The sequence below is a fragment of the Marinobacter sp. M1C genome, assembly GCF_023314135.1.
Taxonomy (GTDB): domain Bacteria; phylum Pseudomonadota; class Gammaproteobacteria; order Pseudomonadales; family Oleiphilaceae; genus Marinobacter.
This window is the reverse complement of the sequence record NZ_CP092289.1, coordinates 1,585,960-1,597,761: the sequence shown is the minus strand read 5'-3', so window position 1 is coordinate 1,597,761 and position 11,802 is coordinate 1,585,960. Positions and strand designations below refer to the sequence as shown.

Genomic DNA, 11,802 nt, shown 5'->3' with positions numbered 1-11,802 from the left:
ACCATCTCAACGCTATTCGGAGAACGCAGGTGAATACTGCAGAGCAACACACAGCATTAGCAGACCCCACAAATATCGCAACAGAAACCCCCAAAAAGCAGATTGTGCCGGGCCTTGCGCTAGTGGCCGCACTGGCCGGCGCCGCGTTTGTTCTGGCCCAACAATCCTGGTTTCAGAGTATGAGCATGGGCCCGTTAACGCTGGCAATTGTTCTTGGCATTGTGGCGGGCAATACGGTTCTGCGCAATCAACCCGCTATTCTGGCCGATGGCATATTCTTGGCAAAGGGCTCATTGCTAAGGCTGGGTATTATTCTTTACGGCTTTGGCATCACCTTTCAGCAGATCAGCGCGGTTGGCGCTAACGGTGTGTTACTAGATGCCATCATGATTGCCTCTACCTTTGCGCTGGCGCAGCTCATCGGCCGGCGCTGGATGAAGATGGAGAAAGAAACAGCCATTTTAATCGGCGCCGGCGCTTCTATTTGTGGTGCGGCTGCGGTTTTGGCGACCGAGCCCGTGGTGAAAGGCAGAAGTGATCAGGTATCCGTCGCCGTCGCAACGGTGGTGATTTTCGGCACCATCAGCATGTTTCTTTACCCATTGATGTATCCGCTACTGGGCATGACCGAACACCAGTTTGGCATTTACGTGGGCTCTACCGTTCATGAGGTTGCGCAGGTAGTTGCTGCAGGCCAGGCAATCAGCACTGAAGCGGCTAACAGCGCCATCATAGAAAAAATGGTACGGGTAATGATGCTGGCGCCGTTCCTGCTTATTCTGGCCAACGTACGCCTGCCAAATCGTAAAACAAACGCTGGCGCTGGCAAAAAACAACGGCAGAAGCTAGTCATTCCCTGGTTTGCGGTTCTGTTCCTGGCGGCGGCTGCGGTTAACTCTGTGATTGCCATGCCCGCCACGGCCACCAACGCTATTCGCCATGTTGACCTGTTCCTGCTATCCATGGCGATGACTGCACTGGGCTTGAGCACACAGATGTCTGCGATACGCCGTGCCGGGCTACGCCCTCTCATATTGGCCGGTTGCCTGTTTGCCTTTCTGACCGTTGGCGGCTATATCCTCAACCGCTTGCTGATCGGTTAAGCCATCTCTAACCGGGGCTGTCCTGCCCCGGTGCCAGTTTGAACTGACCAATTGTCTGGCGTAGATTTTCCGCCATTACCAGCAATTCAGCCGCTATCTGCGCAGTTTGCTGGGCTTCTAATGTGGTTTGCTCGGCAGACCGGCTGATTTCAATCACGTTCTGGTTGATAGCATCAGACACGTTGCTTTGTTCGTTAGCCGCGCTTTCCATTTCTTGATTCAGGCTGGTAATTTCACGAGTGGCTTGGGCGATGGTTTTCAATTCGGCCTGTACCTTCAAAATGGCATCTACCTGCTGGCTGGCCAGGTCTGAAGCACCGCGCATGGTCGATAAACAACCCATTACCTCTTCTTTCAGGCCGTTAATCGTGTCGCGAATGTCAGCCGTAGACACTTGAGTGCGCGACGCCAGAGCCCGCACTTCATCGGCAACCACGGAGAATCCGCGGCCGGCTTCGCCAGCTCGAGCTGCCTCGATGGCGGCGTTTAGCGCCAGCAGATTCGTTTGATCGGCAATATTGGAAATGGTCTCCAGCATCGCTGTCATTTTCGCGGTGCGCTGGTTCAAAGCTTCGATACGCTGGGCACCGTTTTGCACCTCGGCATTTAACGTCTCAATGCCGCCGACCGCACTTTGCGCTAGCTCCTCGCCCAGCCCGGCCGCTTCGGCCGTAGCTGCCGATTTTCGCGTGGTGGTGATGGCGTTTTCCCGCACCTGCAGCGCAGACGCCGCCATTTCCGTAGTCGCACTGGCCACTTGATCGGTGTTGTCGCGCTGGCTCACCACTTCCCGTTCGCTAGCGCCGGCCTTGCTGGCAATATCACGCGCAGCTTGCTCGACATGCTCGGCACTCACCATAACCTGGTTCATGCTGTCTCGTATTTTACTGATCATGCGGTTGAACGCGTTGGACACCAAGCCAATTTCATCGTTACGCACCACATCCAGTTCAAGGGTCAGATCCGAGTTGCGGGATATTTCATCCATGCGGTCACGCAAACGGCGCAAGCGCGAAAACACCAAGTGCCCCAACACCCATGCGGTAATTGCAAATACCCCCAATAAGAGAACCGCCTGAGTGCCCGCACTGGTCAGCAACTGCGTCTGCAACCGTGCATCGGTTTCAGCCACGGAATATTCGATACGGATGGCACCCAGCACGTCCCCTTCCTGAGCCTGGTGACACCCCAGGCAATTCACACCCTGATAATCTGCCATCGCAATCACCGGCTCAATCAGGGTGTAAACCCGGCCGCTTTCATTGCTTGAATAATGCTCTATGCGCTCACCCGCCAGCGCTTTCTCGTCAAGCGGGCCGCGCGTTTGTTCTGCGATGTTACCGCTGCCAAAAATCCGGTTCAGGTGATCGCTGCGCACCACTCGCACGTTCAGCACGTCTTCCGGCGCCATCGTCTTCTCACGCAGAATTTCACGATTGTGCATGGTGCCCGTCACCATCATGGTGTTGAGCGCATCAAAGTAAGATTTCGCCAAGCCGTCTACATATTTGTGGCTGAATTCCTCCACGTGTTCACGCTGGGACTGTGCGCTAAAAAACACGGTGAACGCGAGCACAAGTGAAAACGCCGTCGCAAGTGCTAAAAGAAGCATAAAGCGAATGGAATAGTGTTTTTTCATAGTCAACCTGGCTTGTAGATGGCTTTGACGACAACGGGAATTCAAGCCGCAAAGACGGGGGGGGGGGGCACGAATCAGGAACTTCAACCGGCGCTGCTTATTTAGGGTGACGGCCAAAAGACAGCGAACTTTACCGCAAAACTCCCTGGAATTCATTGGACCCAAGTCAATTTAACGTGCGATTACGTCAAACGCGAGCTGGCCCGCTACTTGCTTACGTGATTGCAGTGGCTAAAAACCTCGTACGCCAAACTCGACACTGCCGCTGGAGGGCACTGCCATGTCACTACTGTCTACCCTGCTTCGTGCCGGCAGCGAATTACACACTGCGCTGGAAAAACGCCCACCTATTGCGCCTGTCGGCACTGGCAGCCGTGCTCAGGGCAAAGCGAAACTGCCTGCGCCGCCCGGGGCAGACCGGTTCACACCTTCCGGAAGCAAAGAAGACGACTCGGCACGTAAGGTAAGCAAGCTCGCGATTACCGATTACAAAAAAAGCGTCGGGCAGGATCTTGCCTTTATCAGAGAAACACTGCGGCACAAACTTGCCGAGTACAACGTGCCCCCGGCAACGGCGATTCACATCAAAAATGACGAGCAGGGAAACATCGCGGTTGAAGGCAAAGGCCAGAACCCGGCGTTTGCACGCATTGCCGGGGACTTGAACGTAAACACCGCGTTTCAGGATGCGTTCCGGCGAATGAGTATGAACGAACCTACGCTGCACTTTATGGACAACGCTCTGAAGTTAGAGAAGGCCTACGGCGTGAACAACTCGCTACTGAGCACACTGGTCAGCGAGAACCAGCAGTTCAACGGCCTACAAGACCTGGTGCACCGCTACGACTCACTGCGCCGCAACGCCGGAGCCGTGTCAACGGCCCCGGCCAACACGGCCCGGGATTACGCGTTGAGCTTCAACGCTAGGGCCTGATCTGGAACGAGCTTACTCAAATGGCGACGGGTCGCCCTTGCCTATCCGTGTTACTTCCGGGCTGCCGCTGGTGAAGTTAACCACCGTCGTTGCTTCCATGCCGCAGAAACCACCGTCAATAATCAAGTCCAGCTCGTGCTCGAGCGCATCGCGAATGTCTTCCGGATCGGTCATTGGCTCGGTTTCGCCGGGCAGTATCAACGTGCTGCTCATGATGGGTTCGCCCAACTCTCCCAAAAGTGCATGCACAACCGCGTTGTCAGGAACACGTACGCCAATAGTGCGGCGCTTGGGGTGCAACAAACGCCGTGGCACTTCGCTAGTGGCGTCCAGAATGAAGGTGTAAGCACCGGGTGTGTAGGTTTTAAGAAGGCGGTAGGTGGTATTGTCAACCTTGGCGTAAGTGCCAATGTCTGACAAGTCCCTGCAGACGAGGGTGAAGTTGTGCTTGTCGTCCAACTTGCGAATGCGCTTTATGCGGTCAGAAGCAGATTTGTCACCCAAATGGCAGCCTAACGCATAGCCCGAGTCGGTCGGGTACGCAATAACGCCGCCTTTGCGAAGAATATCCACCGCCTGATTAATAAGGCGCTTTTGCGGATTATCCGGATGAACCTGAAAAAACTGACTCATGAATCAGCCCTCTTGTTAAAGCTTGCCCCGGGGTCGTTTTTCGAGCCGTCCAGGCAGTTTGGGGAATCGGGTGTGGATTGATTTTGCGCGGCCCATTCCTCAGGCGTAAAGGGGTGCATGGCCAGCGCATGCACACCAGCGGCCAGCTCTGCAGCCAGTACTTGATATATCGCCTGATGGCGTTTCACCTTTGATTGCCCCACAAATGCCGGTGATACCAAGGTCACCTTGAAATGGGTTTCCGAATTGGGCGGCACGTTGTGCTTGTGGCTTTCGTTCTCGATTATCATCACCTGGGCATCAAAAGCCTGGTGCAACTTGGCCTCGATTGTTTTCTGCACGTCCATCACTCACTCGCTCTTCGTTGTTTGCATATCAACAGTCTACTATATATCAATTGCTAAACCCGACAACCTTGACAGCGTTGCGATGAACCGCCACATTCGCGACGAGCAAGGGTAGCGGACCCAACGCCTGACACCCAGGTTTTTGCCGGGGCGCTCTTTAATTTGCTCGCCAGCCACCCTTAAACTCACTCTTAAATTCGATCTTAAATTCGCACTCCACGTCAGTTTTAAGCCAAACGGGAACACCATGCACCTTTATATCGCCGAAAAACCCAGCCTTGGCCGTGCCATCGCCGCTGCTCTGCCCCAGCCCCAACAAAAAGGCCAGGGCTGGATTCGCTGCGGCAGTGGCAGCAGTGCGGTTACAGTCAGCTGGTGTATCGGCCATTTGCTGGAGCCCGCCGAACCCGCCGGCTATAACCCGGCCTGGAAAAACTGGCGTGCCGACCAGCTGCCGATGTTCCCGGAAAAGTGGCAGCTCACTCCGAAAACCGGCGTTGCCGCTCAGCTTAAAGTACTGCAATCGCTGATTCGCAAAGCCAGCGAAATTACACACGCCGGCGACCCGGACCGAGAAGGCCAGCTGCTGGTAGACGAGGTAATTCACTATGTGGGCACGGATGCACCCGTAAGGCGCCTGCTGATTAACGATTTAACCCCGGCTGCGGTAGCAAAGGCACTCAAACAGACCCGCGATAACCGTGATTTCCTTCGGTTGTCGGCTTCGGCCCTGGCGCGCCAGCGCGCAGACTGGCTTTACGGCTTGAACCTGACCCGCTTTTACACGCTGCTCTATCAAACAAAAGGCCGGCAGGGCGTTTACTCCGTTGGCCGGGTGCAAACCCCGGTACTGGGCCTGGTGGTTAAGCGCGACCAGCACATTGAGCAGTTTCAACCTCAGGACTTTTTCCCGCTGGAAGCCCGTTTTCACGGCATGGAAGAAGACTCTGACACACGCATCTTTAGCGCGCGCTGGGTGCCAGGTGAAGATTACCAGCAACTGCTGGACAGCGAAAACCGCTTGCTGGACCGCAGCGCGGCGGAACAGGTCGCCGCCGCGGTTGAAGGGAGGCCAGGCAAAATCTGCGAATCCCGCTTTCGCGACCGCTCAGAGCCGCCGCCACTGCCTCTGTCGCTTTCGGCGTTGCAAATCGAAGCCGGCCGGTTGTTCCGCATGGCCGCCAAAGAAGTGCTTGATACTGCGCAGAGCCTGTACGAACGCCACCAACTCATTACTTACCCACGGTCTGACAGCCGTTATCTACCGCTGGAACATTACAATCAACGCCAGCAGGTTATAGACGCTGTCGGCAAGGTCGATATCGACCTTGCCGAAGTCTGCAACACAGCCGATTTGCAACGAAAAACCGCTGCCTGGAATGACAAAAAAGTAGACGCCCACCACGCCATTATTCCCACTTGCCGGAGTAGAGCGGGTGGTGCGCTATCTGGAAAAGAAGCCCAGATCTACAATTTGATCAGCCGCTACTACTTGATGCAATTTGCGGCAGATGCCATCCATCGCGAGGGCAAATTGGGAGTAAAGTTAGGCGACCACCTGTTCCGCACCTCAGAAACCGCTGTTTTACAGCCCGGCTGGAAAGCGCTTGAACTGAAATTGCGCGACGCCAAAGCCAAGCCCGAAAAACCCGCACTGCCTCGGCTGGGCACCGGCGATCCGGTGCTGTGCGACGGCACACAGGTGTTGCAGCAACAAACCCAACCCCCCAAACACTTTACTGACGCGACGCTGCTGGCAGCAATGACCAACATCGCGCGCTTCGTTGACGACCCGGAACTGCGAAAAACGCTGCGCGAGACGGATGGACTGGGCACCGAAGCTACCCGCGCCGCTATTCTGGAAACCCTGTTCAAACGCGACTACTTTTTCCGCGATGGCCGCCACATCCGCGCCAGCGATAAGGGTAAAAGCTTGATAAACGCGCTGCCAGACTCTGTCAGCAAACCCGACCGTACCGCCGTTTGGGAAGCCACACTGGAAGCCATTCAGCGCGGCGAAGCGCAGCCGCGACAGTTTCTGGATTCCCTGAAACAAGAAATTCAGGGATTTATCGGGCACCCGGCGCCCTCGGTTCCTGCAGCTCCTCAGGTAGTAACCAACCCAGATGCCCCGCATTGCCCCAAGTGCCGCGCCGGCATGGTTGAGCGCAAGGGCAAATTCGGTGCCTTTTACGCTTGCAGCCGCTACCCGGGTTGCAAAGGCACCCGCCCGCTGGAAGACCACAGCCCGGAAGATGGTAGCAGCCAAAAACCGGTCCCCTGCCCATTCTGTTTTTCGCCCCTGGTCAGGCGTAAAAGTAAAAAAGGTTGGTTCTGGGGCTGCAGTTCTTTCCCCGCCTGCCGTCAAACAGTGAACGATATAAACGGAAAACCCGACCTGCCGGTAAAAACAGCTACAAAATGAAATAGAATCCGATGCCAGATTTTGCGACAATGTGTTGATGCGCATTGGTGTTAGAACGAACTTAACCGGGCGGCCGCACGCTGAATAGTCATTTACTGATTGCAGGAGAGCCAGATGCGCATTGCGCTGCTTGAGGATGAGCAATCCCAGCATGTACAGGGCATTATTTGCGGACGCGGTGAGAGTTGCGATGCTTTTAAAACAGGTGTAGTGCAAGCGCAAGTGATAGCGGCCAATGACTGATAAAATGCTGCGTAGCAGTATTCTAATAGTGCGTATTTTACCACTGTTCTTAGTTGCGCTACTTTCCAACACATCCGTACAAGCCCACTTGCCACTTGCGATGGGCTCGGGTGTGTCCGCAAACAGCTCGGGTACGGCACTCGCTGAATGGGTTTACACCCTGCAAAAAGGTGACAGCGTTCAGCAGCTGGCCACGCAGTTACTGGCCCCACCCTACAACGCCCAGCAACTGCTAAAACACAACAGCCTGAACAATGCCTTGCTGCCGGTGACAGGCGAGCAGGTGCGCATCCCTATGGACTGGCTTAAGCGCCAGCCCCAGCCGGCCCGCGCAACCTCTGTATCTGGTTTGGTGCAACTGCTAACCAGCAACGGCCAGCGCCGGCCACTGACCGTAAACACACTGATTCGCGCTGGTGACGAGTTACTGTCCGGTTCCGGTAGGGCCACTGTCATCCTGGCCGAAGGTTCTGAAATCCGCCTGTCACCCAATTCCAGACTGGCTTTTAACCGCATGACCCAGTTTGGCAAACCGGGCATGATTGATACCCGTTTACGGCTGAATCGTGGCGAGGTTATCACCCGCGTAAAGTACGTGGTCAGCGGGGGCAGCCGTTTCGAAATCGAGACCCCTTCGGCAACGGCCGCGGTGAATGGCACTCAGTTTGCGATTCAGGCAAACGCCGGGGGCACAGGCTTGCAGGTTATGAATGGCCAAGTTGAATTTAGCCAGCAGGGGCGCTCCGTAGAAGTGCCCGCGGGTTACGGTGCTCACATTGCCGCCCAGCCCGGCGGCAATGTTCGCCTGCACAAGCTTGCCTCGCCTCCCATCGTTACCGGCCTACCGTCTGTTCTGCGTAAGTTGCCCGCAGAATTGCAATGGCAAAGCCTTGCAAAGACTTACAAGCTGGATATTTTTGACATCGACAGCGGGCGATGGGTAGACAGTCGCACACTGGCCGATGACCGTTTTGACATAAGCCGGCTGAACAATGGCCGTTATGAAATTCAGCTTGCGGCTTTAGACTACCAAGGTATCAAAGGTTTGCCTGCGGTTGTGCCATTTAGTATTGACCTTCAAGCCCGAGCCGCCGAATTGTTAGAACCTGCCAACGGCACAACCACCACCAATCAGCCCGAATTTAGCTGGAGCCTGAACGGCGACAGCGAAATTGCACAAATCCAGATCTCAGCCAGGCCGCAGTTCGAAGACCTGATCGCAACCAGCGACTGGGCACAACAAAGCGAGGCACAGCTGTCCCGACCACTGTCTCCCGGCCAATATTACTGGCGGGTTAAAACAGAGGCCGGCGGCGACTCCACCGCCATCAGCAACGCCAACAGCTTGGTTGTCGACGGCAGCTTGCCGCCGGTGAGCATTATCTCTGTGAACTATCTGGATCAGCAGGTGCGAATATTCTGGGAATCGGTGGAAACAGCCAGCAAGTATCGTATGCAGCTGTCTGCAGAGCCTGATTTTTATCCGATCATTAAGGAAGCAGATATACCGGGAACGACGGCAGGCTTGCGCCTGATTCCCGGAAAGCGGTATTTTGTGCGCCTAAAGGCACTCTCTGACGGGGCGCTGGCCAGCCGCTGGGGTCCGGCAAGGGAGCTGTATATCGATTAACTGTTGAATGGACATTCGGGCAGGAAGCGCGACCTATTAACCGGGGATATTCTTGCTAACAACGGCTGAAGGTGAGCTTAGCAGCCCCCTATCATCTCTGGCTTGAATGGTGAAGTGCCAAGTACCAGCAGACAGGTTTTCAATCGTGTAAGACATGTCAATTAGACCGGCAGCGCCGTCAAAAACCGCTGAGCGATTGAGGTTTTCGGCACTGGTGCCGTAACGAATTTCATAGCTGGCCAAGTCTTGGCCGCTTAAAGTATCGCCATTTACTCGTGTTACAGCCGCCCTCCAACTTAAAGTCGCCTGATTGGCGGTCGAATTTACTGACCTACGCGCCGTGCGACCTGCTGTAATACTTGCCGTGGGCACTACGGCACTGGGTTTGGCAGCACCAGCAGTACCCGATTCATCTCCATCACTGCCACAGCCCGCCAATAAAAACAGCATCCCACCAATCAACAAGCCCCAGTAAAACACACTGCTGGAGAGCCTTCTCACTTTGAGCACCACTATGCCATCATTTAATTACATTATAAAAAAAGTGGCGAGTGTATGATGTTAGGCAGTCCTCAAAAAATGCAACAAAGACAAACTGGCAATTCGCTAAAACTGAACCCGCATAGGCTCGGAGCTGGAGTCCGGCATACCGATCATTTCGTCAGTTCCGGTTGGCGGAATCAAGTCGAAATCCGCCACAATAAAACCACGCATTGCCTCACGTGCTGAGCAAGCGCCCGAAAACATTATCGCTTTATCCTGATCATTCACCAAAATATAGCCTGTGTTACCAATGTAAAAGCGGACCATGTAATACCGGCCCTCCATGGACACAATCTCTGCTAGGCGGATGGGTTCGTGCTTGCGGGATTTCAGTTCGCCAAGTGTCATGTTCATGGTCGTTATTCTCGCATTGAGTGAATTAAGATTTACGCCAACTTGTGAATTGCAGATCATTTCGCAGATTTATAATGGTGTTACGATGGCGATCTGAATAATCGGCTACGCGCCCGATGTCGTATATATAACAATAAACGGGTGCGAACTATCGTAAGCCGCATTCTCAAAAATCCACTCCTGGAATGCAAAATGTCCGAGATTAATCGCCTCTCCGCAATAATTCCGATGACACCTGACGCTAGATCCGATGTTCGGAAATTGGGCTGCATGCTCCTGAATGCTGGACCTGCCGCGCTATCAACCATCAATTTGCGTGCTGGCATGCTGGCGACGCACGCTCCCTCAAATCCAAAAATGATTTTGGAAAATCGCCTCATGGTCACTGAAAAACTCGCTGCGCTCTGGGACACAGGGCTAGAGGTGCAAATGGCGTTGTTGGATATGCTATCCGGCGGCCACACGCCTTGGTGGACAACCAGTTTGCGCATCCTTGAACCCCTTCACAAACGTGTTATCGATAACTCAAAACGCCTTTCTTAAGGAGGTGGATGCAGACTCAACTAGAGCGATTACCGCTTTCATCCAGCTTGGGCCTGCTCCCGATGTAACGCTCTGCCCAAATCCTGGAAGTAGTTTTCAAACGCTTCGTTGATCGTCTGTCTGTGCTGGCCCCTTGGGTACAGACCCGTCTTTGCCTCATCCGAATAAACGGTGCCACGTACCAGGAAACTATTGCTGGGCAAGCTGTCTTCAACAAAGGCTTCAAAGGCCCGTGCACAGAGCTCCTCCGGCCGAGCGTAATACAGCACCTTTAGTTTCTTGTCTGCTTGCTGCGAGCACTGAAACTGATCACTGGGTTCAGTGCCGCTCTCGTTCAGTAAAATGGTGCGAAAGCAGTGTTCCAACTGGGCGTTTAATGGGTGTTGTTTCTGTTTTTTACTATCAAGCCATGCTCCGGACGCAAAGCCATGCTTGACCGGGTTGTGGAAGGCCTTGTTACCCATGTAGTGATCGAAAGCATGAAACCACTCATGGGCCAGACTACCCGCACCGGCATTTTTGGCTAGCGCCAGTTGCCGTGTCGCCGGAATATAGTGTGCAGCCACACCAGGGCGCCCACCAATGCCGTACTGGAGGCTAAGCGTGCTCCGTAACGAAATCAGCAGCTCTGGACTCTTGAGGATTGTCATCAAATCGCACAGCGCCTGATAGAAGCGCACTGCTGCAAAATCACGCTCTTCTGGCGTAACCCAACGACCGACTTCAATACTGCGAAAATCGAACTGGCGTCTGATCGTGACAAAAGATGTCGCGGTGGCGGTCTTCATAATTCTCACCGATTACTGTTTATTTATACAGTATTCTGAAGTGAAATAACGGATGGGTCAAATCTGCAAACGAAAAACCCGGCGAAGGTGGTGTGCGACCAAAGTCGCTTTCAATTACCAATTTGGTCTTATGTACAGAGCCGCCGCTGTTTTGAGACTGTAGCAGCAGAACAATAATACGAGGTTAAAACTATGAATCAGCATCAAGGCACGTGTTTTTGTGGCGCAGTCCAGTTTCAAGTCAGCGGTGCACCCGAAGCGATGGGCTATTGCCATTGCGATTCCTGCCGGCGCTGGTCTGCGGGGCCGGTAAATGCGTTTTCGCTGTGGCCCGCGAACACGCTTGAAGTGCTCTCGGGCGCTGATCAGGTCGCTGAATTTCACCTGACCGAGCAAAGTCACCGCAAATGGTGCAAGCAGTGCGGCGGCCACATATTTACCGACCACCCTGCCTGGGGCCTGGTGGATGTATACGTTGCCAACCTGCCGGGTCTGATGTTTGAGCCGGCGCTGCATGTGCATTATCAGGAATCAGTGTTACAGATTAAAGATGGCCTGCCCAAAATGAAGGACATGCCCGCTGAAATGGGAGGCTCCGGGGAAACCCTGCCTGAATAGCA

Annotated in this window: 13 protein-coding genes; 7 read left to right on the top strand and 6 right to left on the bottom strand. The window is 54.4% G+C overall.

All coding sequences use genetic code 11. The annotated features are described in order from the left end of the window. Window positions 1–29 precede the first annotated feature (29 nt). Window positions 30–1,103 (top strand): YeiH family protein, encoded by a 1,074-nt coding sequence (locus tag MIH19_RS07620; protein ID WP_249008290.1) that lies wholly within the window; start codon window positions 30–32, stop codon window positions 1,101–1,103. 7 nt (window positions 1,104–1,110) lie between these two features. Here the strand turns inward: MIH19_RS07620 and MIH19_RS07615 are convergent, their stop codons facing one another. Further along, complete coding sequence (locus MIH19_RS07615; protein ID WP_249008289.1) at window positions 1,111–2,742, bottom strand: methyl-accepting chemotaxis protein; 1,632 nt, start codon at window positions 2,740–2,742, stop codon at window positions 1,111–1,113. 280 nt (window positions 2,743–3,022) lie between these two features. Between MIH19_RS07615 and MIH19_RS07610 the strand changes: the two genes are divergently transcribed. Beyond that, window positions 3,023–3,676, top strand: coding sequence for a hypothetical protein (locus MIH19_RS07610; protein ID WP_249008288.1), 654 nt, complete (start codon window positions 3,023–3,025; stop codon window positions 3,674–3,676). A 12-nt stretch (window positions 3,677–3,688) separates the two neighbouring features. Here the strand turns inward: MIH19_RS07610 and MIH19_RS07605 are convergent, their stop codons facing one another. Together MIH19_RS07605 and MIH19_RS07600 are read right to left on the bottom strand one after the other, a co-directional pair. Next, window positions 3,689–4,309, bottom strand: a complete 621-nt coding sequence (locus MIH19_RS07605) for an L-threonylcarbamoyladenylate synthase (RefSeq protein ID WP_249008287.1) — start codon at window positions 4,307–4,309, stop codon at window positions 3,689–3,691. Then, complete coding sequence (locus MIH19_RS07600; RefSeq protein WP_249008286.1) at window positions 4,306–4,656, bottom strand: BolA/IbaG family iron-sulfur metabolism protein; 351 nt, start codon at window positions 4,654–4,656, stop codon at window positions 4,306–4,308. Before MIH19_RS07600 ends, MIH19_RS07605 begins: the two co-directional genes overlap by 4 nt. A 247-nt stretch (window positions 4,657–4,903) precedes the next feature. Between MIH19_RS07600 and MIH19_RS07595 the strand changes: the two genes are divergently transcribed. From MIH19_RS07595 to MIH19_RS07590, 3 genes are all read left to right on the top strand, one after another. Continuing rightward, on the top strand, window positions 4,904–7,081 hold the full coding sequence (locus tag MIH19_RS07595) for a DNA topoisomerase III (RefSeq protein ID WP_249008285.1): 2,178 nt from the start codon (window positions 4,904–4,906) through the stop codon (window positions 7,079–7,081). A gap of 114 nt (window positions 7,082–7,195) precedes the next feature. Then, entirely contained in the window at window positions 7,196–7,324 is a 129-nt protein-coding gene (locus MIH19_RS22425) for a hypothetical protein (protein ID WP_283164105.1), read from the top strand. Next, a complete protein-coding gene (locus MIH19_RS07590) occupies window positions 7,317–8,954 on the top strand; it encodes a FecR domain-containing protein (RefSeq protein ID WP_249008284.1) in 1,638 nt (545 codons plus the stop codon). Before MIH19_RS22425 ends, MIH19_RS07590 begins: the two co-directional genes overlap by 8 nt. Window positions 8,955–8,990: 36 nt before the next feature. Here MIH19_RS07590 and MIH19_RS07585 read toward each other — a convergent pair whose 3' ends face one another. After that, complete coding sequence (locus MIH19_RS07585) at window positions 8,991–9,455, bottom strand: fibronectin type III domain-containing protein (RefSeq protein WP_249008283.1); 465 nt, start codon at window positions 9,453–9,455, stop codon at window positions 8,991–8,993. Window positions 9,456–9,560: 105 nt separating this feature from the next. Then, window positions 9,561–9,851, bottom strand: coding sequence for a DUF6482 family protein (locus tag MIH19_RS07580; RefSeq protein ID WP_249008282.1), 291 nt, complete (start codon window positions 9,849–9,851; stop codon window positions 9,561–9,563). Window positions 9,852–10,043: 192 nt separating this feature from the next. Between MIH19_RS07580 and MIH19_RS07575 the strand changes: the two genes are divergently transcribed. Next, on the top strand, window positions 10,044–10,394 hold the full coding sequence (locus MIH19_RS07575; RefSeq protein ID WP_249008281.1) for a hypothetical protein: 351 nt from the start codon (window positions 10,044–10,046) through the stop codon (window positions 10,392–10,394). Between the two features lie 38 nt (window positions 10,395–10,432). Here MIH19_RS07575 and MIH19_RS07570 read toward each other — a convergent pair whose 3' ends face one another. Further along, on the bottom strand, window positions 10,433–11,182 hold the full coding sequence (locus MIH19_RS07570; protein ID WP_249008280.1) for a CLCA_X family protein: 750 nt from the start codon (window positions 11,180–11,182) through the stop codon (window positions 10,433–10,435). Between the two features lie 192 nt (window positions 11,183–11,374). Here MIH19_RS07570 and MIH19_RS07565 point away from each other — a divergent pair, with 192 nt between their 5' ends. Next, a complete protein-coding gene (locus MIH19_RS07565; RefSeq protein WP_249008279.1) occupies window positions 11,375–11,800 on the top strand; it encodes a GFA family protein in 426 nt (141 codons plus the stop codon). The last annotated feature ends 2 nt before the right edge of the window (window positions 11,801–11,802 follow it).